The sequence below is a fragment of the Hymenobacter sp. BRD128 genome, assembly GCF_013256625.1.
In the GTDB taxonomy this organism is placed as follows: Bacteria; Bacteroidota; Bacteroidia; order Cytophagales; family Hymenobacteraceae; genus Hymenobacter.
In genome coordinates, this window is record NZ_CP053908.1 from 4,313,858 (window position 1) to 4,337,321 (window position 23,464).

Genomic DNA, 23,464 nt, shown 5'->3' on the forward strand with positions numbered 1-23,464 from the left:
TCCTCATTCTAAGTTATTAAATAATATGACTTTAGAGTTATATTATTCATTTGCTACCGATTGGGTAGTAAACGTTCTTTGACGTAAGGGAAAACAAGAAAGAGAAGTACAAAGCGGGTGTGTCCGTCACAGACGGATGCACAGTTCTCCTACACTTCGAGTGTAGAGAATCGCAAGCGAGAAGTAAGCAAGAGCACACGGGGGATGCCTAGGGTCTCAGAGGCGAGGAAGGACGCGATAAGCTGCGATAAGCTCGGGGAGGGGCACATACCCGTTATATCCCGAGATTTCCGAATGGGGCAACCCCATCGGTTGAAGACCGATGACCACTCCTGTATTGGACTGGGGCAAACGCCGGGAACTGAAACATCTCAGTACCGGCAGGAAAAGAAAATAACCATGATTCCCCAAGTAGTGGCGAGCGAACGGGGAGGAGCCCAAACCACGGCGGTTACGGCCGCTGTGGGGTTGTAGGGTCGCAACATCTGATTGAATCGAGATAACTGAAGTGTGTGGGAAAACACGCCAGAGACGGTGAGAGCCCGGTAAGTGACATTTCTGATTCACGGTAGCGATACCCTGAGTAGGGCGGGGCCGGAGAAACCCCGTCTGAAGCGAGCGGCACCATCCGCTAAGGCTACATACTCCTGAGACACCGATAGTGAACCAGTACCGTGAGGGAAAGGTGAAAAGAACCGCGGATAGCGGAGTGAAAAGAACCTGAAACCGTGTGCTTACAAGCAGTTAGAGGGGTGTCAATACCCTGATAGCGTGCCTTTTGCATAATGAGCCTACGAGTTACTCCTCACTGGCAAGGTTAAGTGTATAGATACACGCAGCCGCAGCGAAAGCGAGTCTGAATAGGGCGCGTAGTCAGTGGGGGTAGACGCGAAACCTAGTGAGCTACCCTTGAGCAGGATGAAGGAGCGGTAACACGCTGTGGAGGTCCGAACCAGTTTCCGTTGAAAAGGATTTGGATGACTTGAGGGTAGGGGTGAAAGGCCAATCAAACTAGGAAATAGCTCGTACTCCCCGAAATGTATTGAGGTACAGCGTCGTGGTTAGGTTTGCTGGAGGTAGAGCTACCAATAGGACTAGGGGGTGTCAGAGCCTACCGAATCCTGATGAACTCCGAATGCCAGCAAATTCATACACGGCAGTGAGGCCTGGGGTGCTAAGGTCCCCGGCCGAGAGGGAAAGAACCCAGACCCGCCGCTAAGGTCCCTAAGTTCTAGCTAAGTTGAACAAAGGAGGTCCAGTTGCTTTGACAGCCAGGAGGTTGGCTTGGAAGCAGCCATTCCTTTAAAGAGTGCGTAACAGCTCACTGGTCGAGCGACCGGGCATCGATAATACGCGGGCATCAAGCTAGGCACCGAAGCGCGGGATTTACACTTTGTGTAAGTGGTAGGGGAGCATTCTGGTTGCGGCGAAGCCGTGCTGTCAGGCATGGTGGAGCGTCCAGAAAAGCACATGTAGGCATGAGTAACGATAAAATAGGTGCGAAACCTATTCGCCGATAGACTAAGGTTTCCAATTCAACGCTAATCGGAATTGGGTTAGGCGGGACCTAAGGGAGAGCCGACAGGTGTACCCGATGGCAAGCCAGTTGATATTCTGGCCCCCGGACTAGGAAGTGATGCAGGGACGCAGGAATGAAAGTACCGCGAGCGGACGGAAGTGCTCGTTAAAGCCCGTACCTATTGAGATGGTAGTTAAGTACGCCGACTTAGGGGAAAGGTGATAGTACCACACGGCCTTCGGGCCACGTGGATAGTGTACCTAAGGACTGCCAAGAAAAGCTGCTAAACGTTGTATCCTAGCTCGGCCCGTACCGCAAACCGACACAGGTAGTCAAGGAGAGCATCCTGAGGCGCTCGAGTGAATCACGGCCAAGGAACTCGGCAAAATGGTCCTGTAACTTCGGGAGAAGGGACGCTTCCTCTAGCGATAGAGAAGCCGCAGTGAAAAGACCCAAGCGACTGTTTAACAAAAACACATGGCTTTGCTAACGCGTAAGCGGACGTATAAGGCCTGACACCTGCCCGGTGCTGGAAGGTTAAGAGGGGAGCTTAGTCGCAAGGCGAAGGCTTGAATCGAAGCCCCAGTAAACGGCGGCCGTAACTATAACGGTCCTAAGGTAGCGAAATTCCTTGTCGGGTAAGTTCCGACCTGCACGAATGGTGTAACGATTTGGGTGCTGTCTCAGCCGTGAGCTCGGTGAAATTGTAGTCTCGGTGAAGATGCCGAGTACCCGCCACGGGACGGAAAGACCCCGTGCACCTTTACTATAGGTTGCCATTGGTGATGGGTTCAGTATGTGTAGCATAGGCGGGAGGCGTCGAAGCGGGGGCGCTAGCTCTCGTGGAGCCAACGTTGAAATACCGCCCTTACTGTGCCTGTTGCCTAACTCTTGCTTTGCAAGAGAACAGTGGCTGCTGGGTAGTTTGACTGGGGTGGTCGCCTCCAAAAGCGTATCGGAGGCTTTCAAAGGTCCACTCAATCCGCTTGGTAACCGGATGTAGAGCGCAATAGTAGAAGTGGGCTTGACTGTGAGACTGACTAGTCGAGCAGGGTCGAAAGACGGATATAGTGATCCGGTGGTTCCGCATGGAAGGGCCATCGCTCAAAGGATAAAAGGTACGCCGGGGATAACAGGCTGATCTCCCCCAAGAGCTCATATCGACGGGGAGGTTTGGCACCTCGATGTCGGCTCGTCACGTCCTGGGGCTGGAGAAGGTCCCAAGGGTTCGGCTGTTCGCCGATTAAAGTGGCACGCGAGCTGGGTTCAGAACGTCGTGAGACAGTTCGGTCCCTATCTGTGGTGGGCGTTGGATGATTGAGAGGACCTGACTTTAGTACGAGAGGACCGAGTTGGACCAGCCGCTGGTGCGCCGGTTGTCCCGCCAGGGGCAGCGCCGGGTAGCTACGCTGGGAGCAGATAAGCGCTGAAAGCATCTAAGTGCGAAACTCACCTCCAGATGAGTCATCCCAATGAAAGGTTCGTGGTAGACGACCACGTAAATAGGCGGCAGGTGTAAAGCTGGAAACAGCATAGCTGAGCCGTACTAAGGAACCGAGGACTTACGCTTGGCCCACTAGCTTTCTACTTCTTTTTCTTTTCCCTTATGTCAACGGTTTTGCTATTGGTCCCTGAACACGACCAGTAACGCCAGCAATGGTGGCTTTAGCCCGGGTGTTCACCTCTTCCCATTCCGAACAGAGTCGTTAAGCCCCGGTGCGCCTATGGTACTGCCCTCACCGGTGGGAGAGTCGGTCGCCGCCAACTTTTTTGCAACAAGAGTCCTCCTGCTTCGCTTTCACCAGCGACTAGCAGGAGGACTCTTGCGTTGAGTCATAACGAGGCGCGAAGCGGCGCGCACAAAAATCTCGGGGCTGGCCGTCCAGACTTTTTGATTAATTTCTTCGAGTGACAGCACCAGTTTTTTGGCCCTGCGCTTGTTAAGGCTTTTGCGCATGTGGGTACCACCACCGGCCATGCCACCGCGTAGCAAACTGATGACTACCAGCCTTCGTTTTTGGAGTCTTGTCGTTAAGAGACTATTTCGGGATGCTGCTCAAATTGAGCGAGTAATTCCTTTATGTAATTATCAACTTCTCACTCTACTCCCGCCCGCTAAGAGTAGGAGTAGAGTGAGGAGTTGATAAGTTTGTTATTCAAGACGTTCGAGGCGTTGGTCGGGGCTAGCGGTAGTGGGGCTGGCGGGCTCCAGCCACGACTGGTAGTACACGCCATCATCAAGTTTTAGCGCGGCTTCGGTCAGCATAAGCGGACGGAAGGTGTCAATCATCACTGCCCATTCGTCGGTGCCGGTTTTGCCGATGCTGCGCTCATAGGCACCCGGCGCGGGGCCGTGCGGAATGCCGCCGGGGTGCAGCGTGATGTGGCCCTGGGCGATGTTGTTGCGCGACATGAAGTTGCCATCCACGTAATACAGCACCTCGTCGGAGTCGATATTGGAGTGGTGGTAGGGCGCCGGAATGGCCTGCGGATGGTAATCGAACAGCCGGGGCACAAACGAGCACACCACAAATGCCTTCGTCTCGAACTGCTGGTGCACGGGTGGCGGTTGGTGCACTTTGCCGGTGACGGGCTGAAAGTCGCGGATATTCATCCCGTAGGGATAATTATACCCATCCCAGCCCACCACATCGAAGGGGTGGCTAGGGTACACCAACTCGTGCAAGATACCCTGCTTCTTGATTTTGATGGTGAAGTCGCCTAGCTCGTCGTGCGTTTCGAGTTCTTCCGGCAGCTTGTAGTCGCGCTCCGAGTAGGGCGCGTGTTCCAGCAGCTGGCCAAAGTAATTGCGGTATCGCTTGGGCGTATAAATAGGGTGAAACGACTCGGCAATAAATAGCCGATTATCCTCCGTATCAAACTCGATTTGGTAGATAATGCCGCGTGGCACCAACAGGTAGTCGCCCGGCCCGAAGCGGATGTTGCCGAGTTGGGTGTGCAGCTTGCCGCTGCCTTTGTGAATAAACAGCAGCTCGTCGGCATCAGCATTTTTATAGAAATACGCCGTGAGCGAGTGGCGCGGGGCAGCCAGCACGATATGCACGTCGCTATTTACCAGCACCGGCGTGCGGCTAGCCAGGTAATCCTCCTGCGGCGGCACCTCGAAGCCTTTTAAGAGCCGAGCCTTGATGCTTTTCGCAATCGCAATTTTGGGCGTGAGGTCGGTCTCGCCCACAATTTCCTGCACCGTGGTGGGCCGGCGCAGGTGGTACAGTAGCGACGACATACCCTCGAAGCCGATGGTGCCGAACAATTGCTCGTAGTACAGGCCGCCCTCAGGCTTCTCAAATACCGTGTGGCGCGTGTGCGGCAAGCGGCCAAGCTTGTGGTAGATGGGCATTGGGTGGGTGGGGAAGGACTGAATAAAAACGTCTGTCACTGCGGCGAAACGCAGTGGAGCGCGGCGCGGCAATCGTACCTGAACGATACCTGTGCTACTAACTCGTTCTGCTAGTTTCGTTCTAGGGCGAGTGCTTCGCTTTGTGCGCAACGACAATCGGCGCGCACATTACAAATTGCCCCGGCGGTCCTGTTCGCGCTCCAGGCTCTCAAACAGAGCTTTAAAATTACCGGCGCCGAAACTCTTGGCACCCTTGCGCTGGATGATTTCAAAAAATACCGTGGGACGGTCCTCTACCGGCTTAGTGAAAATCTGGAGCAGGTAGCCTTCTTCGTCGCGGTCGGCCATGATGCGCTGGGCGCGCAGGGCCTCCACATCCTCGTCGAGGTGGCCCACGCGGGCCAGCAGCGTATCGTAGTAGCTATCGGGTGTATTCAAAAACTCCACGCCGCGGCTACGCAGCTCGCGCACCGTGCCGATAATATCGTCGGTAGCTACGGCGATGTGCTGCACGCCCTCACCCTCGTAAAAGGTGAGGTACTCCTCAATCTGCGACTTTTTCTTGCCCTCGGCCGGCTCGTTGATGGGAAATTTGACGTAGCCGTTGCCGTTGCTCATCACCTTGCTCATCAGGGCTGAGTACTCGGTCGTAATTTGCTTATCGTCAAAGCTCAGGATGTTGGCAAAGCCCATCACGTCCTCGTACCACTTCACGGTAGCATTCATGCGGTTCCAGCCCACGTTGCCCACGCAGTGGTCTACGTAGCGCAGGCCCACTTCGCTAGGGCTAAAATCGGACTGCTGGGCCACGTAGCCGGGCAGAAAGGCGCCGTGGTAGTTTTTGCGCTCCACAAACAGGTGCACCGTTTCGCCATAGGTGTAGATGCCGGCCGTGCGCACCTCACCGTGCGCATCGGTGAGCACCTGGGGCTCCTGGTAGCTGCGGGCGCCGCGGCTCATGGTTTTTTCGTAGCTCTCGAAGGCGTCATCCACCCACAGGGCCAAGATTTTAACGCCGTCGCCGTGCTGGCGCACGTGTTCCGAAATCTCGTGGTCGGAGTGCATAGCGGTAGTGAGTACCAGCCGAATTTTGCCCTGCTGCACTACGTAGCTGGCACGGTCGCGCACGCCGGTTTCGGGGCCGGCGTAGGCCACCGTTTGGAACCCGAACGCGGCCTTGTAATAGTAGGCCGCCTGCTTGGCATTGCCGACGTAAAATTCCAGGTAATCAGTGCCGAGCAGCGGCAAGAAATCGGTGGTGGCGCGCTGTTGTAGCTCCTGGGCAACGAGGGTTTCCATGATGGGATAAGGGTGGGATAAGGTTGGCTTTGAGCGCAATACTAATGCCTGTTAGCCAGCTTGTCCAATATCGGCTTCTTATGAGGCTAATAAGAATTTCTTATCGAAATTTGCCAGATGGAACTTCGCCAGCTGCGCTACTTTGCCGAGGTTGCCACCGCGCTGCACTACGGCCGGGCCGCCGAGAAATTGTGCGTGTCGCAGCCCGCTTTGAGCCAGCAGATTCAGCTATTGGAAAGCGAGCTAGGGGTCGAGTTATTTGACCACCAGCAGCGCACGCGCCAGCGCCGGGTGGTGCTCACCGAAGCCGGCGTTGCGTTTCTGGCCGAAGCACAAAACCTGCTGCACCTTAGCCGCCAGGCCATTGAGAACGTGCGCCGCGTGGGCTCGCAGCAGAAAACGGTAGAACTGGGCTACTACCAGCTGCTGCGCCCCGACCGGCTGGTGGGTATTGTGCAGCGCTTCAGCGCCAGCTTTCCCGATGTGCAATTTCACCTGCACGAGCTGCCCACTTTTCGGGCGGTGCAGGAGGCGCTGGTGGCCGGCCGCATCGGGCTAGGCCTCACCATGTTGCCGCTCCTGCACACGGAGCTGGCGGCGCGGCCCTTTGGCCAGGGCGGGCTAGCCGTGGCCCTGCCCACGGCGCACCCGTTGGCTAGCCTAGCCGAAGTGCCCCTGGAAGCGCTAGCCCACGAAAAATGGGTCGAAATCAGCCGCCCGTTGCACCCGGTATACGATGAGATAGAGCACCTGTGCCAGCAGGCGGGCTTCAGTCGGCGCGGCGCCATTGTGCAGGAAGTATCGTCGCTGGAACTGCTCAGCAACCTGGTGCGGCTGGGGTTGGGGGTGGCCTTCGTGCCTTCGTTCTTCGACCTAAGCACGGTACCGGGCGTGGTGGCTAGGCCCCTGCGCGTGGCGGGCGGCGAAAACGTGCTGCTCACGCAGTGCGTGGCCTATTTGGCCGAGCGGCCCGCGCCATTGCTGCAGGCGCTAGTGGCGCTGGTATGATAAGAAACCAAGAAGTTGGCATGAAAAATTACCGGGTAGCTACTTCTCCACTCCTCATTCCAGCTACTTAATGCACTAACAGCATGTCGGCTACTTGGCGGCCGGTGCCCAGCGCGGCATTGAGCGAGGGGTAGCTAACCCAATCACCGCAGCGAAAAAGCGTATCGCCGAGCTGCAATTCCTGCTGGGCGGGCTGGCCGGGCCCGTATACGGGCAGCGCCTGCTCGATGCGGTAGGTGCGCAGGTGCCGCCACATATTAGCCACTGGCCCAAACCAGGCTATCAGCTCGGCGCGCAGGCGGGCAGTTAGCGCATCTTCCGGCAAGCCGTGCTCGCCGTGGGTGCTCACCGATACGAGGCCCTGGCCAAGGGGCGCCACGCTGGCACCCGTTTCGGCCGGGAAGGCCACGTTGTGTACCAGCGCGCCGGGCCGGGCATTGAGGTGCAGAATGTTGTGGCCGTGGCTGGGCGCGGCGCCGGCCGTGGCAAAGTAGGTGCAGGTGGTGGGCCGGGCAGCGGGGCTAGCCGGGGCCGGCAAGTCGGCCCCCAGCAGGCGGGCGGCGGCCGGGCCATCGGTGGCCAGCACCACGGCCGCGGCGGCCAGGGTTTCGCCGCTGGCCAGGTGCACGCGGCGGCCACCTTCGGATACGGCCATTACAGGCATACTTAGGCGAATAGCCTCGGCGGGCAGGCGGGCGGCCAGCTGCTCGGGCAGTTGCTGCATGCCGAGGGCGGGCACCGCCGCCGCACCCTGCGCAAACTGCTGAAACACGAACTCGAAGAAATTACTGGCCGTGCCAAGCTCGCGGTCGAGGTACACGCCGCCAAAGAAAGGCTTGAAGAAATTCGTGATAATCTGCTCGCTCCAGCCGTAGCGGTGCAGGTAGTCAATTGTCGCCACACTGGGCCGGGCTAGCAGCTGTGCGGGCGTGCAGCCAGCCAACTGCGCTACCAGCTTGGCCAATAAAAGTTTGTCCTTGGCCGTGCCGATGGGCGAGGCCAGGGCGGCAAAGGCCATAATAGGCGCGTGCAGCGGATTTTCGAGCGTGGTTTCGTGCCCGTCGGTCATTCTAACAACTGCGCCCGAGCGAAACGATTTGAGGTTCAGCGCCCCGTAGTCGAACATGCGCCGGGCCTCGGGGTAGTTGGTCAGCAAAATCTGGAAGCCCCGGTCGAGCCGAAAGCCGTCGGGCGTGACATCGGTGCGCACCCGGCCGCCCACGGCGTCGGTAGCTTCGAGCACCAGCACGGGCCGCCCGGCGCGGTGCAGCCAGTTGGCGCAGGCTAGCCCGGCCATGCCCGCGCCGATAATGATAATGGGGTCAGTAGAACCAGTAGAATTAGCCATAACGAATAGCAGAAGCGAGAAAAGCAGCTTTACGTACAAACGGCACCGTTCAGCCTAAACGGCCGGCGCCGCTAAAAAAGCTTGGGCATCTTGTGCTCCTTCCACTTCTTGCGCGTCTTCATGGTATAAAACTCAGCTACGCCACTGCGCTCCAGGGTGAGCTGCCAGGCGCCGAGCACCTGGCCCCGCTGCCGGCTTACCGCTCGCAGGCCGGGGTGCTGCTGCCGCAGCAGCTGGGCTTCGGCCAGGGTCAGGTCGCGGCCGGGCTGGCCGTGGCAGCGCAGGCAAATATTATTGGCTAGAATAATAGGCCGCTGGTAGTAAAATGTGTCAATGGCGGGCCGGCCAATCAGGCGCATGGTATCGGGCTGCAGGCCGGCGGCGGCCACGGCGGCGGGCGTGGCCGCCGCCGGGGTGGGCTGCCACTCGGCCCGGCGGGGGCTGGCGTGCCACTTGCGGGCCATCGAATCGACCTGCGGGTAGCTTTGGGGCCGGCAGAAGTTGGCTGCCTGGGCTAGGGTGCCTTTTTTCAATTCGCGGGCCAGGGTGCGGCGCAGCAGCGTGTCGGCGTAGGCGGTAAGGGAGTCGCCGGCCCAGCGCGTGGCGTGCAGCAAGTCGGCGGGCATGATGCGAATGGCCTCCCAGTTGGCAGTTTCTTCGGCTATCTGCTTGGTGCCGGGCAGGTGCCGCACCTGGTCGGGCCGGCAAGCGGCCAGCCCAAGCAAGGCGGGAAGCATAAACTTGATTTTTGACAAAACCATATTGCGGCAACTGCTAAGGCTGGCCGAAGGTTGCGGCTAGGCCAGCAGCCACGCCCGCAGTGCCTCGTAGCTGGGAGCCAGCGGCACGCTATGCTTGGGCTTTTCCAATAGGTAGTGCAGGGCGGCCGGCAGCTCAATCTTGCGGCCGATGAGTGGTTCTACCACCTCCGGAAACTTCACCGGGTGGGCAGTGGCCAATAGAAAGCCCGCCGCGGCCGGGTACTCGGCCAGGTATTTTTCTAGCGCCAAAAAGGCCACCGCGCCGTGCGGGTCGAGCAGGTAGCCGTGTTCGGCTTCCACGCGCCGGATGGTGGCGCTGGTGGCGGCGTCGCTCACCGTGTAGCCACTCAGCAGCTGGCGGATGGCAGCGTGCTCGTGCCGGAACAGCTCTAGGATGCGCACGAAGTTGCTCGGGTGGCCCACGTCCATGGCATTCGAGATAGTCGCCACCGCCGTTTTGGGGGTGAAAACGGCGGTGCGCAGGTACTCGGCGCCCGCGTCGTTGGCGTTGCAGGCGGCAATAAAGTGGCCCACCGGCAAGCCCGAAGCCTGAGCCAGCAGCCCGGCGCAGAGGTTGCCGAAATTGCCGCTGGGTACTGCAATAACCGGCGGCGCGGCCGGCGCCCACTGCTGCAAAGCGAATAAATAGTACAACTGCTGCGGCAGCCAGCGCGCCACATTGATGCTGTTGGCCGAGGTAAGGGTCCGGCGGCTCGTCAGTTCCTCATCCAGAAAAGCCTGCTTCACGAGGCGCTGGCAGTCATCGAAGTTGCCGCTAACCTCTAAGGCAGTGATGTTTTGCCCCAGCGTGGTAAGCTGCAATTCCTGCAAGGGGCTCACCTTGCCCGAGGGGTAGAGGATAACGACCTCCACGCCCGGCACGCCCAGAAAGCCGTGCGCCACGGCCCCGCCCGTATCACCCGAAGTAGCCACCAGCACCGTCACCGGCTTGGCTTCGCCCCGTGAGAAGTAGCCCAGGCAGCGGCTCATAAAGCGCGCCCCTACGTCCTTGAAGGCCAGCGTGGGGCCGTGAAACAGCTCCAGCGCGCCAATTTGCCCGGTGATGGGCACCAGCGGAAAGGCAAAATCAACCGTTTCGGCGCAGATGCGGCGCAGGTCGGCCTCCGGAATGGTGCCGCCCACGTAGGGCTGCATCACAGCATAGGCAATGTCGGCCCGGGAGAGGCTAGCCAGGTTTTGCAGAAAATCGGCCGAAAACTGCGGGATGGTTTCGGGGAAGTACAGGCCGCCGTCGGGCGCCTGCCCGGCAATGGTAGCCGTGCGAAAATCGACGAGTGGCGACTGGCGGTTGAGGCTGTAGTAGTTCATGGTTTTTAAGGCTACCGTACCGTCCGTCATGCTTCCCTGCGTTCAGTATGACGGTCTTGTTCATTAAAATCTATTCCGATGCCGATGCCACTACCCGCGCGCCCTGGCTGGCAATGGGGCCCACGTGCAGGTGAAAATCGATGCCCATTTTGCGGTACACGCTGCCCAGCGCTTCGGCGGCGGCGTGGGCCGTGGCCTCATCTTTATTGAGCATAAAAATGGCTGGCCCCGAGCCCGAGATGCCACCGCCCAGCGCACCGGCTGCCAGGGCCAGCCGCTTGGCATCGCCCAGGCCGGGGATGAGCGAGGCGCGGGCCGGCTCCACAATATAATCTTCCAGAGCCCGAGCAATCAGCTCGTTGTCGTGGGTGAGGAAGCCGGCTACCAAGCCGCCTACGTTGGCCCATTGGCGCACGGCCAGGGCTAGCGGCACCGAGGTAGGCAGCACGGCGCGGGCCTCCTTGGTTTTAACTTCAAACTGCGGGTGCACCACGGCCACCCACAGCGGCGGGGCGGGCAGGGCCAGCACATCGAGCGTGGGCGTAATGGCCCGCACCAGCGTGAAGCCGCCGCAAATGGCCGGCGCAATATTGTCGGCGTGGCGCACGCCCGAGGCCACGGCCTCGCCATACATAGCCATGTCAATCAGCTCTTTATTACTGAAGCGATTGCCGAGCAGTGCATTAGCGGCCACTACGGCGCCCGCCGCGCTGGCTGCGCTGCTGCCGATGCCGCTGCCCGGCCGGATGCCTTTCGTAATCTCGACCTCGAAGCCCAGCGGCTCGGGCACGGCGCGCAGCAGGGCTAGCAGGGCCGCGCCGGCCACGTTGCGGTTGGGGTCGGTGGGCAGGTCGTAGTCGTCGAGGTGGTGAATAACGAGGCCGGGCTGCTCGCGGCGCGTGAGGCGCACGGTATCGTAGGGCGCGGTGAGGCACAGGCCCAGCACATCGAAGCCGCAGCCAACGTTGGCAATGGTGGCCGGCGCGTGCACGGTGACGGAGGAAGGAAGTGGCATGGCTACTGGATACGAAAAATCGTTGTCATGCTGAGCTTGTCGAAGCATCTCGCCCGCATCGTTAAACGATTAAATTACTGCTGCACGCGAGATGCTTCGGCAAGCTCAGCATGACGATGATTCAGTAATGGATTGACTACAATCGGGCCGCCCGGATGATATCGGCAAACACGCCCGAGGCCGTGACCTCGGCCCCGGCGCCGGCACCCTTCACCACCAGGGGCTGCTCGGGGTAGCGGTCGGTGTAGAAGAGCACCACATTATCCTTGCCGCGCAACTCATATAAATCGTGGCCGGGCGCAATCTGCTGCAAGCCCACTGAGGCATTGCCATCGGCGTACTGAGCCACGAATTTGAGGCGCTTGCCCTGGCTGGCGGCCGCGTCGTAGAGGGCGCGGAAGTGCGGCTCGTGCACGGCTAGCTGCTCGTAGAACGCGGCCACGTCGCCGGCAAGGCAGCTGGCGGGCAGGAAGCTTTCGTTGGCTACGTCGCTCATTTCGAGCTGCTGGCCGGCTTCGCGGGCCAGAATGAGGATTTTACGGGCCACGTCCGAGCCGTTGAGGTCGAGGCGCGGGTCGGGCTCGGTGTAGCCTTCGGCCTGGGCCTGAGCCACTACCGCGGCGAAGGGCCGCGTGCCGTCGTAGTTGTTGAATACGAAGTTGAGCGTGCCCGAGAGCACCGCCTGCATGCGGCGTACCACATCGCCGCTGCGCGTGAGGTCGCCCAAAGTGCCGATGACGGGCAGCGCCGCGCCCACGTTGGTTTCGAAGAGGTACTTTGTATTGAAATCCTGGGCTAGCTGCTTGAGCTGGCGGTAGGTGGCGTAGGTGTCCGAAGCCGCGATTTTATTGCAGGCTACTACGGCCACGCTCTTGGCGAGCAGCGGCGCATACTGGCCGGCGGCGGCCGGGTTGGCCGTTACGTCCACGAAGATGGAGTTGCGCAGGTTCTTGCTGATAATGAGCTGGGTGAGCTCCGCCAGCGAGAGCTTGGGCGCGGCGTCCAGGTCCCCGGGCCAGGTGCGCAGGTCGAGGCCGCCCTCGTCGCTCACCAGGCAGTGGCGGCTGTTGGCAATAGCCACCACGCGCAGGTCGAGGCTCAGCTTCTCGCGCAAATACGCCTGCTGCTGCGCCAGCTGGCCGAGCAGCTTGCCGCCCACGTTGCCGGGGCCCAGGATGAACAGGTTGACTTGCTTATAAGTCGCTTCAAAAAACTCCTCGTGCAGCACGTTGATGGCCTTGCGCACGTCGTCGGCCCGAATGACGGTCGAGATATTGCGCTCGCTCGCCCCCTGCGCAATGGCCCGGATATTCACCCCGTTGTGCCCCAGTGCGCTAAACAGGCGCCCGCTGATGCCGGGGTGGTTGCGCATATTGTCGCCCACCAGCGCCACGATGGCTAGCCCCGTTTCGGGCCGCAACGGCTCCAGGCGGCCGGCCGCGATTTCGGCGGCAAACTCTTCATTTACTACCTCTTGCGCGGCGGGCACGTCGCCCTCGCTCACGCCTACGCAGATGCTGTGCTCCGAAGAGCTTTGCGTAATGAGCACCACGTTGATGCGGGCCCGCGCCAGCGCCGCAAACAGCCGCGCCGAAAAGCCGGGCACGCCCACCATGCCGCTGCCTTCCAAATTGAGCAAAGCCAGGTGGCCGATGCTCGACAGGCCGCGCACCACCCCGATGCTGGGCGGCGGCGCCACCTCCACCAGCGTGCCGTAATCGGCGGGCGCGAAGGTATTTTTAATCCACAGCGGAATGCTGCGGCGGCGCACCGGCTGCACCGTGGGTGCGTACAGCACCTTGGCCCCGAAGTGCGACAGCTCCATGGCTTCCTCGTAGCTGATGCGCGCGATGGGCCGGGCCGAGCGCACCAGGCGCGGGTCGGCGGTGAGCATGCCGCTCACGTCGGTCCAGATTTCGAGCTTCTCGGCCCCCAGCGCGGCGGCCAAAATGGCGGCCGTGTAGTCGGAGCCGCCGCGGCCCAGCGTGGTGGTGTGGCCCTCGGCATCGGCGGCGATAAAGCCGGGCGCTACCCATAGGCTTTCAGTGGTTTCGGCTTGAAATTGGCGCACCTGACGCTCGGTCGCGGCCTCCTCGACCAGCGCCATGCCGAAGCGCGAGTTGGTGCGGATAAGCTGGCGGCTGTCGGCCCAAGCGGCGGCGATGCCCCTAGCCTGGAACGCAGCCACCACGAGGCGCGACGACAGTAGCTCGCCGTAGCTCATCAGCCGGTCCAGAGTGCGTGGCGAGAGCTCGCCCAGCGCAAAAATGCCGTCGGCCAGCAGGGCCAGCTCGGTAAACTGGGCGGTGAGCCAGGGCTGAATCTCGGTCTGGCTTGCCGCGTCGGGCAGCAGCGCCTCGGCGGCGGTGAGGTGGCGGGCTTCGAGCTGGCGCAGGGTCTGGCGGAAGGCTTCGTTGCCGGCGGCCGCCGTGCGGCCGATACTAATGAGCGCGTCGGTGGTGCCGCCCAGCGCCGATACGACCAGGGCCACTGGTCCGTGGGCCAGCGCGCTCGTCACGATGGCGATTACTTTCCCGATATTTTCGGCGGAGGCCACCGATGTGCCCCCGAACTTCAAGACTTGCATACAAACGGGTGTCGAAAGCCCGGCTAGCTGGCCGCTGGCCGCGCAGTAGGAGAGGGCCTAGCGGGGGTGGGAAAGACAACCCTAGGCCAGCGTGAAGAATGGGCGCGGAACGCCGACCGCAAAGGACGTTGTTACTCAGCCGTATCTTTGCAAACTACTGACTATTTTTTCCGACCACAAAATGCTGGATAAACTCGAAGCCATCCGCGAGCGCTACGATAACGTGAACCACGAGCTTATGCAGCCCGAGGTGATGAGCGACATGAAGCGCTTCAAGTCCCTTAATAAGGAGTATAAAGAACTAGGTAAAATTGTGGCTGAATACCGCGCTTATCAGCAGGTGCTCAGTAATATAGAAGGTGCGCGCCAGGTTATCGCAACCGAGAAAGACGAAGATTTTCGCGAGATGGCCAAGGCCGAGCTCGATGAGTTGCAGCCCGAGGTCGAGCGCCTCGAAGGCGTGATTAAAGATTTATTAATTCCGAAGGACCCGAACGATTCGAAAGACGTTATTATGGAAATTCGGGCCGGCGCGGGCGGCGACGAGGCTTCGCTCTTTGCCGGCGACTTACAGCGCATGTACCTGCGCTTTGCCGAAAAGCAGGGCTGGAAAATGGACCTGGTGGACGCCATGGAAGGTACTGCCGGCGGCTACAAGGAAATTGTGCTGGCCGTGAAGGGCGAGGACGTGTACGGCAAGCTCAAGTTTGAATCGGGCGTGCACCGCGTGCAACGCGTGCCGGCCACCGAAACCCAGGGCCGCATTCACACTTCGGTGGCTAGCATCGTGGTGATGCCGGAAGCGGAAGAATTCGACATTGAGTTAGATATGAATGATATTCGTAAGGATTTATTCATGTCCTCCGGCCCCGGCGGGCAGTCGGTGAACACGACCTACTCGGCCGTGCGCCTCACCCACCTCCCGACGGGCATCGTGGCCCAGTGCCAGGACCAGAAATCGCAGCTCAAAAACTTCGACAAGGCCCTGCAGGTGCTGCGCTCGCGCATCTTTGAGATTGAGCTGGCCAAGAAAAACGAGGCCGAAGGTGCCATCCGCAAGGGCATGATTGGCGGCGGCGACCGCTCCGACAAAATCCGGACCTACAATTACCCGCAGGGCCGCGTCACGGACCACCGCATCGGCTACACCGTGTATAACCTGCCGAGCGTGATGGACGGCAACATCGACGACTTTGTGGAGCAGCTGCGCCTGGCCGAAAGCGCCGAGCGCCTGAAAGTAGGCGTGGAGTAGGGCTAGCCAGCAAACCCGTCTGTCATTGCGAGCGCAGCGAAGCAATCGCATCAAAATGACCCCATTAGAATTAAAAAGTGCGAACGGCTACGCTCTGGTGCGATTACTTCGCTGCGCTCGCAATGACAGACGGGTTTTCGACGTTTCCCTATTGTGCTCAACATTCGCTACCTATTGCCCGTTTTGCTGCTGGCCAGCGCTATCCTTAGCCTGACGCTGCCCGGCTGCAAGCCGCGCGAGGAAGAGCTGCAAACTACGGGCGGGCTAGCCTTCTCGGCCGACACGGTGAAATTCGACACGGTGTTTACCACCCTGCGCACTGTTACCAAGCGGCTGTGGGTGTACAACCGCCACCCCAAGGCGGTAAACGTGGACCTTATCAGCCTCGACAACCCGGCTACCTCGCCCTACACGCTGCTTATCAACGGCGACCTGAAGCAGACGGCGAGCGGCGTCTACATCCGGGGCAACGACAGCCTGCTCATCCTGGTGCGGGCGCAACTCAAAGACAACGGCCAGAATGGCGCGGCCAAGGCCTTGGTAGTGCAGGAAAACCTGAATTTTCGTACCAACGGCCAGGACCAGCACGTGCTGCTGCGCTCGTTTGGGCAGAATATCTACCTGCACGACGGCACGGCCAAACCGCTAGAGCTGCCCTGCGGCACCATCTGGACCAAGGACCGGCCGCACGTGCTCTACGGCAACCTGGTGGTGCCCCCGAACTGCACGCTGCGTATCAGGCCCGGTACGCGCATTTATGCCCACGCCGGGGCGGCGCTCATTGTGCGGGGCACCTTGCTCGTGAATGACCCTAGCGACTACCAGCCCGGCACCAAAGACACCGACACGGTGAAGGCTACCAACCCCAACATCGTGCGCTTTGCCGGCGACCGCAGCGGCGAGGCGCAGTACGCTACCGCGCCGGGCCAATGGACGGGCATTTTGTTCGACGCCACCAGCCACGGCAATGTCATTCGCTACGCCCAGATTCAGAACGCCGCGTATGGCGCCTTGCTTTTCAACCCCGAGAACCTAGCTAACCAGCCCGATTTGTTGCTGCAAAACAGTGTTATCCGCTACATATCGGGGGCTAACGCCAACTTTGCCGGGGCAGCCACCCAGCTAGCTAGCTACAAATTGCTTGGCATCACGGAAGGCGCCGGCATCCTGAGCTTTTCGGGGAAAGTCACCGCTGAGAACACGCTCTTCAGCGACTGCTACGAATACGCCCTGCGCGGCTACGGAGGCGGCAGCTACTCGCTCAATTACTGCACGATAGCGAATTATCCGGCTACCTCGGCGGTGCGCAAAACGGCCTCGCTGACGTTTACCAACCTTTCGCCGCTCGATGGCCAGCCTCGCAAATCGTCGGGCCTGACCGTGAGCGTGCAAAACTCCATCGTGTGGGGCGCTGCCGACGATGAGTTATACCTGGAGAATTATGAGGAGTATAAGGCTAATGTAAAGGTGCAGAATACGCTGCTCAAGAGCCAGCTCTATGGCGCGGCCACCGACGCGTCCGGCGTGCCGGGTCTGGCGAAAGCCGGGCTGAATAATCTGTTTACTGACCCCAAGTTTGTGCGAATCAACGCCGGCACCAGCAGTGACTATCGGCTAGGCCCCGGCTCGCCCGCGCTGGCCAGCAAAACGGCCGTGCCGCCCCCCGCGCCCCGCGACCTGCTGAATCTGCTGCGCAACCAGACTACCCCCGACCTTGGGGCCTACCGCGCCACCAAGCCCTAGCCACCATGCGCTTTATTCAAAAACGCCTGCGCCTGCCCGCCGTGGCCGAGGGCTTTCACCTCATCACTGATTTGCTGCTGAGTGAGTTGCCCGAGCTGGAAGCCCTGCGCGTGGGCACCGCCAATTTCTGCCTCCAGCACACCTCGGCTAGCCTCTTCATCACCGAAAACGCCGACCCCACCGTGCGGCGCGATTTTCAGGAGTATTTCCGCCGGCTAGCCCCCGATAATGCCCCTTACTTTCAGCACACCCTCGAAGGCGCCGACGACATGACGGCCCACCTGAAAGCGGCCATGCTGGGCACCTCGGTCACGGTGCCCATTGCCAATGGCCGCCTGCTGCTGGGCACCTGGCAGGGCCTGTGCCTGGGCGAGCACCGCCGCCACGGCGGCCGCCGCTGGGTAGTAGCTACCCTCATGGGCGAGTAGCGCGCAGCGCTGGCTTCGCGCTACAGCACGCGCGCCGCCGTGTGGTAGCGCAGCGTATCGAACAGCACCAGCTTTTGCACGCCACTGGCGCTGTACTGGCTAAGGCGCCCATTTTGCAGGCGTAGCTGCAGCAATTTCTGCCCGAAAAACAGCGTGTTATCCTGGCGTAGCGTGGCAGCTATTTCCTGCGGCTGGCTGGCCTGGCTTGTCACGTCGAGGCGCAGCACGGGCGCATTGTCGTGGCCGGGGCGCAGGCGGTAGGTGCGGCGCACGGCCCCGCCCGGCAGGCTAGTCGAATCGACGGCGTAGGCCCCGCGCAGGGCGGCTTTGTTGATGTCGGCCTGGTAAAAAATCTGTAATTCATCGGCCCATTTCACCTGCGGCACGCGCACGGTTTCGGGCGCGCCGCCGCGCAGGCTCACGCGCTTTTCTACGCCGGGGTGGCTAGCCGTGAGCTGGCGCACCTGCCCATCGAGCAGGCCCCGCACGTCGAAATAAGGCCCGGCCCGGTGCGCCGCGCCCGGCGCGGCCGGGTCGGCGGCCGCGCCCTTATCGCAGCCCGTGAGGGCCAGCAGTGTGCCCACAATCGCGTAAAATGGTACTCTACAACTCATAGCAAAAAGATGTCCCGCCCGGTGCTGCCACGGGGCGGGACACTGCGACAAAAGAAAAAAGCCGCCGTTTTGTTCCGGCCCGCCGGCTAGGGGCGCAGTAGGCTCTGGCCCGTCATCTCGGTTGGCTGGGGCACGCCCATCAGCTCCAGAATGGTGGGCGCAATGTCGCCGAGCTTGCCGCTGGCTAGGGTGCCGTGGTAATTATTGTCGGCTAAAATGCAGGGCACCAGGTTGGTCGTGTGGGCCGTATTGGGCGAGCCGTCGGCGTTGCGCATAAACTCGGCGTTGCCGTGGTCGGCAATCACGATGGTGGCGTAGCCAGCCGCCAGGGCAGCCTCCACCACGTCGTGGGCGCAGGTATCGGCCGTTTCCACAGCCTTTACCACGGCCTCGAATATGCCGGTGTGGCCCACCATATCGGGGTTGGCGAAGTTGATGACCACAAAATCGGCCGAATTGGCTTGTAGCTCGGGCACCAGCGCGTCGCGCAGCTCGTAGGCGCTCATTTCGGGCGCCAGGTCGTAGGTCGCCACCTTGGGTGAGGCGCGCAGAATCCGGCTTTCGCCCGCAAATTCTTTTTCGCGGCCCCCCGAGAAAAAGAACGTGACGTGCGGGTATTTCTCCGTCTCGGCCATGCGAATCTGCGTTTTGCCGTGCGCCGCCAGCACCTGCCCGAGCGTATTGTCGAGGTTATCCTTCTCAAAAATCGGTGTTACGCCCACAAACGTCTCGTCATACGTTGTCATGGTGAGGTAGCGCAGGTTCAGCCGGTGCATCTGATAGGCGTTGAAATCCTGCTGCGTGAGCGCCTCCGTGATTTCGCGGCCCCGGTCGGTGCGGAAGTTGAAGCACAGCACCACGTCGCCTTCCTGAATGGTGGCGAGCGGCTGCCCGTCGGCGCCCACCTTCACGATAGGTTTCAAAAACTCATCCGTAACCCCGTCTTTATACTGTTCCTGAATGCTTTGAATCAGGTTTTGCGAGGGCGTGCCCACGCCATTCACGAGCAAGTCGTAGGCAATTTTAACGCGCTCCCAGCGCTGGTCGCGGTCCATAGCGTAGTAGCGGCCCACGATGGAAGCAATTTTGGCGCCCGTGCGCTCATTGTACTGTTCCAGCTCGTTCACGTAGTGCACGCCGCTCTTGGGGTCGGTATCGCGCCCATCGGTAAAGGCGTGCACGAAAACCTTATGCACGTCGGCTTCATGGGCAATGGTGCAGAGCGCCTTTACGTGGTCGATGTGCGAGTGCACGCCGCCATCCGACAGCAGGCCAATAAGATGAAATGCTTTATTGTGCTGCTTAGCATACTCCAGGGCTTCTTTCAAAGCCGGTACCTGCCCGAGCTTGCGCTCCCGAATAGCCTTGGCAATGCGCACCAGCTCCTGGTCGACCACGCGGCCCGCGCCGATGTTCATGTGGCCCACCTCCGAGTTACCCATCTGGCCATCGGGCAGCCCTACGGCCTCGCCCGAGGCCTGCAACGTGCTGTGCGGAAAGCGTTTAAGTAAGTCGTGGAAGTAGGGTGTCTGTGCTTTGTCAACGGCCGACACTTCTACGTTCGGGGCGATGCCCCACCCATCCAGAATAACTAAGAGGACCTGCTTGTTCATGCCAGCAAAAGTACGCGCCGCACCCTAAAGCACCTCTGCTCCGTAGTAGGCTCCGGCCGACTGACAAGGCTTCAGAATCTCGTCAAATTATCTTTCGCTGGCATAGTTTTAGCTTATGCCGCATCAAGCGCCTCCGACCTGCTCGCGAAGCTTTCTCCTATGAATCGACTTTTTACCAGAATATTACTTTTTAGCTGCCTGTTGCTGGTAATGAGGCTGCCTGGCCGGGCGCAGGGCGCCGACCAGCTTTCGGCGGTGCGCTCGGCTATTGCCAGCGGCTCGTCGCGCGAGTTGGCGCAGTTTCTGGCTCCGTCGGTGGAAGTCGGGTTCGATGGCGATAAGCAGAGCTACAACGCCACCCAGACCGAGCTGGTAATGAAGAATCTATTCGCCAAAAACCCGCCCGCTAGCTTCGACATTGTGCATCAGGGAGCCAGCAACGATGGCATTCCCTACGCTATCGGGCACTACGTAGGACGCAATGGCAACTACCGGGTTTTTATCAAGCTTAAGCCTAAGCAGCCCAACCCGATGATAGATACGCTCGAATTCACTAAAGAATAACCCAAACGCAATTGCTGAAGCCCGGCCGCCCCTCAGGCGGCCGGGCTTTTTATGCGCCGGCCGGCCGGCGTACCTTTGCGGGGTGCCAGCCTACCCCGCCCCCTACCTCACGCCCGCAGCGCTCACCACGTTCATTCGCACGGCCCTGGCCGAGGATGTCGGCGACGGCGACCACTCGGCCCTGGCCGCCATTCCGGCCGAGGCCCGCAACCGCGCCAAGCTCCTGGTAAAAGCCGAGGGCGTGCTAGCCGGTGTGCAGTTGGCCGAACTGATTTTCGAGCAGGTAGACGAGGCCCTGACGATGAGCGTGCAGCTCGAAGACGGGGCTAGGGTAAAGTACGGCGACGTAGCCTTCATTGTAGAAGGCCCGGCCCGTAGCATCCTCACCGCCGAGCGGCTGGTGCTCAACTGCATGCAGCGCATGAGCGGCATCGCCACCTACACGGCGCACCTTACGGCGCTGCTGGCTGGCACCAAGGCCCGCCTGCTCGACACCCGCAAGACGACGCCCAATTTCCGCCTTTGCGAAAAATGGGCCGTGCTCATCGGCGGCGGCGTGAATCATCGCTACGGACTCTTCGACATGATAATGCTGAAGGACAACCACGTAGACTACGCCGGGGGCGTGGCGGCGGCCATCGCGGCCACCCACGACTACCTGCGCCGCACCGGTCGGCAGCTGCCCATTGTGGTCGAAACCCGCACCCTGGCCGAGGTGCAACAGGCCTTGGGGGCCGGCGGCATCACCCGCATTATGCTCGACAATATGGCCCCCGCCCAGCTGCGTGAGGCCGTGGCCTTGGTGGCCGGCCGCCTGCCCCTGGAGGCTAGCGGCGGCATCACCGAGCAAACCATTGCCGAAGTAGCCAGCACGGGCGTCGATTATATCTCGGTCGGGGCGCTCACGCACTCAGCTACTATTTTGGATTTAAGCTTAAAAGCATACTAATTGATGTCCTGCTGACGAAGGAAGCATCTTATCACGGCTGCCTCCGCCAGCACACCTGTTATTTCGAGTCCTGCGAACGTGATAAGATGCTTCGCAGGCATACGCCAGCTATGGCATGACAAGAAAATTATGATTCCTCCTAATCAACGCGGCGGTAGTGGCGGCTTTCGCCAGCAGCAGGCGCCGCAGTCCTTGCCCGGCACCATCAAGACCAAGAAATACCAGTTTGACCCCAACACTTACACCCGCATTGCGATGGGCGAGGTGTGGCGCAAGGAGTGGTGGTACGCCCTCATCCCGTTTGCGGTGGGCGTGCTGCCGGCGGCCATCTGGCACTCGTGGTGGTGGCTGCTGCTGGGGCTAGCCATGGCGCTGCTATTCGTGCTCATCCGCTCATCGCTCGTGACGGGCGTGACCCAGATGGAGCAAAGCAAGCCGCTGTTTGAGCGCATGAACTACGAGGCCGACCAGCGCCAACTCATCCTGCGCCAGAGCGAGCAGCGGGCCATGGCCCTGCCCTGGGACCAGATTGGCCGGGTGCGCCGCGAGCCCGATGCCTACCTCCTGTATCTGAAGCCCGGCGCGCCGCCCGCCGAGCTAGCTCCCTGGCGCCGCTGGATAGCCAGCACGTTTGACGTGCCGGTGTTTCTACATTTGCCCCTGCGTTTGTTCAACAACGATAACGACCGTAAGCTGTTTGAGTCGTTGCTGCGCCGCAAAGGCCTGCTGACCGATGCGCCGGCCGCCTAGCGGCTCGCTCCAAGTTTTTAACTTATTTAGTTTTCCGTAAGGATTTTTTGACCCGTATGAAAAAGCTGCTTTCCTACCTGGCTACGGCCGCCGTAGTGCTGCTCGCCTCGTGCAGCAGTGAACCATCTGACTGGCGCCCCGACAAAAAAGTGTCGCTCGATATGATTGAGCCCGGCACCCGTCCTAGCGACAATTTCGACCAGGGCACGCCCGAGGCCCCTAGCCAAGAGAAAGGCGGCGCCATCAGCCGGCCCGTTAACTCGGGCACCGTGCTCGACAAGCGCGCCGCCCCCTCGGCCAGCGCCGTAATGTCGGCCGACACCCAGGAGGGCACCGCCGAGAAGCCCGGCGACAGCCCGGCACCAGCGGCGAAAAAAGGTGCTGGCGATTCGCCCACGCCCGATACGGCCCAGGGCCAGGCTGGCGCTCGCCGCAAGTAAGCCTTTTCACTACTAAACGCGGCTGGCCCCGTGCCAGTCACTCATTTCAAAGCTTGCAGCAATGTTGCGAATAATTTCGCAACATTGCTGCAAGCTTTCTGTTTGGTACCTCTATGTGGATTGCGATACTTTTGTTGACCGTGGCAGTGCTGGGCGCCGGCCTGTTGGTGAGTAGGGTGCCGGCGGCGCGCACGGGGCAGTGGCTCAAGCCCCTGCTGGCATTCAGCGGGGCGTATTTGTTTGCGCTCACCATCACCCACATTCTGCCCGAGGCGCTAACGTTGCTGCCGGCCACGCCGCAGCGAGTGGGCTACTGGGTGCTGGCTGGTTTTTTTGGACAACTCCTATTAGAGGTACTTTCGCAGGGCATCGAGCACGGCCACGTGCACGCGCCTGATGCCACCGAAAAAGGCCGGGTGCCGCTGCTGCTGGTACTGGCCTTAGTGATACACTCGCTGCTGGAAGGCAGCATCCTGGTGCGCGGGGCGGGCAGCGGTAAAATAGGGGAGCATTTTTACGCCCTGGTGCTGGGGGTGGCGCTGCACCACGTGCCGGCCGCCGTGGCACTGGCCACCCTGCTGCGGCTGCGGCTAGGGTTGTTCCGGCGGGTGCTGCCGTGGCTGCTGGTGTTTGCGCTGGCCTCGCCGGCGGGGCTCGTTTTCAGCAATTACATCGTGCTGGAGCAGCTGCTGGGCAGCGGCATCTACGCCGCGCTGCTTGGCTTCGTGGCGGGGACATTTCTGCACGTTTCGACCACCATTCTCTTTGAAACCAGCCCCGAGCACCGGCTCAACTGGCCCAAGCTCGCTGCCACGCTAGGCGGCCTGCTGCTGGCCCTGGCCGTGAGCAACGGGTAATGAGCAGTAAGGGCGCACTGTCGTTCG

Annotated in this window: 18 protein-coding genes and 2 rRNA genes; 11 read left to right on the forward strand and 9 right to left on the reverse strand. The window is 60.8% G+C overall.

The genetic code is table 11. The features are described from left to right. The first annotated feature begins 176 nt into the window (after nucleotides 1-176). A 23S ribosomal RNA gene (locus GKZ68_RS19085) occupies nucleotides 177-3,089 on the forward strand. Nucleotides 3,090-3,174: 85 nt separating this feature from the next. Beyond that, nucleotides 3,175-3,286 (forward strand): 5S ribosomal RNA (gene rrf / locus GKZ68_RS19090). A gap of 385 nt (nucleotides 3,287-3,671) precedes the next feature. Here the strand turns inward: rrf and GKZ68_RS19095 are convergent. Together GKZ68_RS19095 and hppD are read right to left on the reverse strand one after the other, a co-directional pair. Beyond that, a complete protein-coding gene (locus tag GKZ68_RS19095) occupies nucleotides 3,672-4,880 on the reverse strand; it encodes a homogentisate 1,2-dioxygenase (protein WP_173118553.1) in 1,209 nt (402 codons plus the stop codon). A gap of 168 nt (nucleotides 4,881-5,048) precedes the next feature. After that, complete coding sequence (gene hppD, locus GKZ68_RS19100) at nucleotides 5,049-6,179, reverse strand: 4-hydroxyphenylpyruvate dioxygenase (RefSeq protein WP_173117598.1); 1,131 nt, start codon at nucleotides 6,177-6,179, stop codon at nucleotides 5,049-5,051. Between the two features lie 117 nt (nucleotides 6,180-6,296). On the opposite strand from hppD, the gene GKZ68_RS19105 reads away from it, so the two are divergent. Continuing rightward, nucleotides 6,297-7,187: a LysR family transcriptional regulator gene (locus tag GKZ68_RS19105; RefSeq protein ID WP_173117600.1), complete on the forward strand. Its 891-nt coding sequence runs from the start codon at nucleotides 6,297-6,299 to the stop codon at nucleotides 7,185-7,187. Between the two features lie 67 nt (nucleotides 7,188-7,254). On the opposite strand, the gene GKZ68_RS19110 is transcribed toward GKZ68_RS19105, so the two are convergent. From GKZ68_RS19110 to thrA, 5 genes are all read right to left on the reverse strand, one after another. After that, a complete protein-coding gene (locus GKZ68_RS19110; protein WP_173117602.1) occupies nucleotides 7,255-8,535 on the reverse strand; it encodes an NAD(P)/FAD-dependent oxidoreductase in 1,281 nt (426 codons plus the stop codon). Nucleotides 8,536-8,606: 71 nt separating this feature from the next. Next, nucleotides 8,607-9,272 carry a DUF3365 domain-containing protein gene (locus tag GKZ68_RS19115; protein ID WP_173117604.1) on the reverse strand — a complete coding sequence of 222 codons (666 nt, stop codon included), beginning with the start codon at nucleotides 9,270-9,272 and terminating at the stop codon, nucleotides 8,607-8,609. A 60-nt stretch (nucleotides 9,273-9,332) separates the two neighbouring features. Further along, a complete protein-coding gene (gene thrC / locus GKZ68_RS19120) occupies nucleotides 9,333-10,655 on the reverse strand; it encodes a threonine synthase (protein WP_254244072.1) in 1,323 nt (440 codons plus the stop codon). Between the two features lie 40 nt (nucleotides 10,656-10,695). Continuing rightward, nucleotides 10,696-11,640, reverse strand: coding sequence for a homoserine kinase (locus GKZ68_RS19125; protein WP_173117606.1), 945 nt, complete (start codon nucleotides 11,638-11,640; stop codon nucleotides 10,696-10,698). Between the two features lie 136 nt (nucleotides 11,641-11,776). Next, nucleotides 11,777-14,227 (reverse strand): bifunctional aspartate kinase/homoserine dehydrogenase I, encoded by a 2,451-nt coding sequence (gene thrA, locus GKZ68_RS19130; protein WP_173117608.1) that lies wholly within the window; start codon nucleotides 14,225-14,227, stop codon nucleotides 11,777-11,779. Nucleotides 14,228-14,408: 181 nt separating this feature from the next. Here thrA and prfA point away from each other — a divergent pair, with 181 nt between their 5' ends. From prfA to GKZ68_RS19145, 3 genes are all read left to right on the forward strand, one after another. Then, entirely contained in the window at nucleotides 14,409-15,479 is a 1,071-nt protein-coding gene (gene prfA, locus GKZ68_RS19135) for a peptide chain release factor 1 (protein ID WP_173117610.1), read from the forward strand. Nucleotides 15,480-15,632: 153 nt separating this feature from the next. Next, complete coding sequence (locus tag GKZ68_RS19140) at nucleotides 15,633-17,222, forward strand: hypothetical protein (RefSeq protein WP_173117612.1); 1,590 nt, start codon at nucleotides 15,633-15,635, stop codon at nucleotides 17,220-17,222. Nucleotides 17,223-17,227: 5 nt separating this feature from the next. Beyond that, on the forward strand, nucleotides 17,228-17,650 hold the full coding sequence (locus GKZ68_RS19145) for a secondary thiamine-phosphate synthase enzyme YjbQ (RefSeq protein WP_173117614.1): 423 nt from the start codon (nucleotides 17,228-17,230) through the stop codon (nucleotides 17,648-17,650). A gap of 20 nt (nucleotides 17,651-17,670) precedes the next feature. Here the strand turns inward: GKZ68_RS19145 and GKZ68_RS19150 are convergent, their stop codons facing one another. Next, a complete protein-coding gene (locus GKZ68_RS19150) occupies nucleotides 17,671-18,234 on the reverse strand; it encodes a hypothetical protein (RefSeq protein WP_173117617.1) in 564 nt (187 codons plus the stop codon). A 116-nt stretch (nucleotides 18,235-18,350) separates the two neighbouring features. Further along, entirely contained in the window at nucleotides 18,351-19,877 is a 1,527-nt protein-coding gene (gene gpmI, locus GKZ68_RS19155) for a 2,3-bisphosphoglycerate-independent phosphoglycerate mutase (RefSeq protein ID WP_173117619.1), read from the reverse strand. A gap of 159 nt (nucleotides 19,878-20,036) precedes the next feature. Here gpmI and GKZ68_RS19160 point away from each other — a divergent pair, with 159 nt between their 5' ends. The 5 genes from GKZ68_RS19160 to GKZ68_RS19180 all read left to right on the forward strand — a co-directional run bounded on the left by GKZ68_RS19160 (nucleotide 20,037) and on the right by GKZ68_RS19180 (nucleotide 23,437). Then, a complete protein-coding gene (locus tag GKZ68_RS19160) occupies nucleotides 20,037-20,441 on the forward strand; it encodes a DUF4783 domain-containing protein (protein ID WP_173117622.1) in 405 nt (134 codons plus the stop codon). Between the two features lie 82 nt (nucleotides 20,442-20,523). After that, complete coding sequence (gene nadC, locus GKZ68_RS19165; RefSeq protein WP_173117624.1) at nucleotides 20,524-21,390, forward strand: carboxylating nicotinate-nucleotide diphosphorylase; 867 nt, start codon at nucleotides 20,524-20,526, stop codon at nucleotides 21,388-21,390. Between the two features lie 129 nt (nucleotides 21,391-21,519). Next, entirely contained in the window at nucleotides 21,520-22,140 is a 621-nt protein-coding gene (locus tag GKZ68_RS19170; protein WP_173117626.1) for a YcxB family protein, read from the forward strand. Between the two features lie 56 nt (nucleotides 22,141-22,196). Next, on the forward strand, nucleotides 22,197-22,580 hold the full coding sequence (locus GKZ68_RS19175) for a hypothetical protein (protein ID WP_173117628.1): 384 nt from the start codon (nucleotides 22,197-22,199) through the stop codon (nucleotides 22,578-22,580). Nucleotides 22,581-22,720: 140 nt separating this feature from the next. Beyond that, a complete protein-coding gene (locus tag GKZ68_RS19180) occupies nucleotides 22,721-23,437 on the forward strand; it encodes a zinc/iron permease (protein WP_254244296.1) in 717 nt (238 codons plus the stop codon). Nucleotides 23,438-23,464: the final 27 nt, after the last annotated feature.

What these genes read in the sequence shown, in the direction of transcription:
- GKZ68_RS19095 (WP_173118553.1), bottom strand. Translation starts at nt 4,880, where the DNA reads ATGCCCATCTACCACAAGCTTGGCCGCTTGCCGCACACGCGCCACACG.
- hppD (WP_173117598.1), bottom strand. Translation starts at nt 6,179, where the DNA reads ATGGAAACCCTCGTTGCCCAGGAGCTACAACAGCGCGCCACCACCGAT.
- GKZ68_RS19105 (WP_173117600.1), top strand. Translation starts at nt 6,297, where the DNA reads ATGGAACTTCGCCAGCTGCGCTACTTTGCCGAGGTTGCCACCGCGCTG.
- GKZ68_RS19110 (WP_173117602.1), bottom strand. Translation starts at nt 8,535, where the DNA reads ATGGCTAATTCTACTGGTTCTACTGACCCCATTATCATTATCGGCGCG.
- GKZ68_RS19115 (WP_173117604.1), bottom strand. Translation starts at nt 9,272, where the DNA reads ATGCTTCCCGCCTTGCTTGGGCTGGCCGCTTGCCGGCCCGACCAGGTG.
- thrC (WP_254244072.1), bottom strand. Translation starts at nt 10,655, where the DNA reads ATGACGGACGGTACGGTAGCCTTAAAAACCATGAACTACTACAGCCTC.
- GKZ68_RS19125 (WP_173117606.1), bottom strand. Translation starts at nt 11,640, where the DNA reads ATGCCACTTCCTTCCTCCGTCACCGTGCACGCGCCGGCCACCATTGCC.
- thrA (WP_173117608.1), bottom strand. Translation starts at nt 14,227, where the DNA reads ATGCAAGTCTTGAAGTTCGGGGGCACATCGGTGGCCTCCGCCGAAAAT.
- prfA (WP_173117610.1), top strand. Translation starts at nt 14,409, where the DNA reads ATGCTGGATAAACTCGAAGCCATCCGCGAGCGCTACGATAACGTGAAC.
- GKZ68_RS19145 (WP_173117614.1), top strand. Translation starts at nt 17,228, where the DNA reads ATGCGCTTTATTCAAAAACGCCTGCGCCTGCCCGCCGTGGCCGAGGGC.
- gpmI (WP_173117619.1), bottom strand. Translation starts at nt 19,877, where the DNA reads ATGAACAAGCAGGTCCTCTTAGTTATTCTGGATGGGTGGGGCATCGCC.
- GKZ68_RS19160 (WP_173117622.1), top strand. Translation starts at nt 20,037, where the DNA reads ATGAATCGACTTTTTACCAGAATATTACTTTTTAGCTGCCTGTTGCTG.
- GKZ68_RS19170 (WP_173117626.1), top strand. Translation starts at nt 21,520, where the DNA reads ATGATTCCTCCTAATCAACGCGGCGGTAGTGGCGGCTTTCGCCAGCAG.
- GKZ68_RS19175 (WP_173117628.1), top strand. Translation starts at nt 22,197, where the DNA reads ATGAAAAAGCTGCTTTCCTACCTGGCTACGGCCGCCGTAGTGCTGCTC.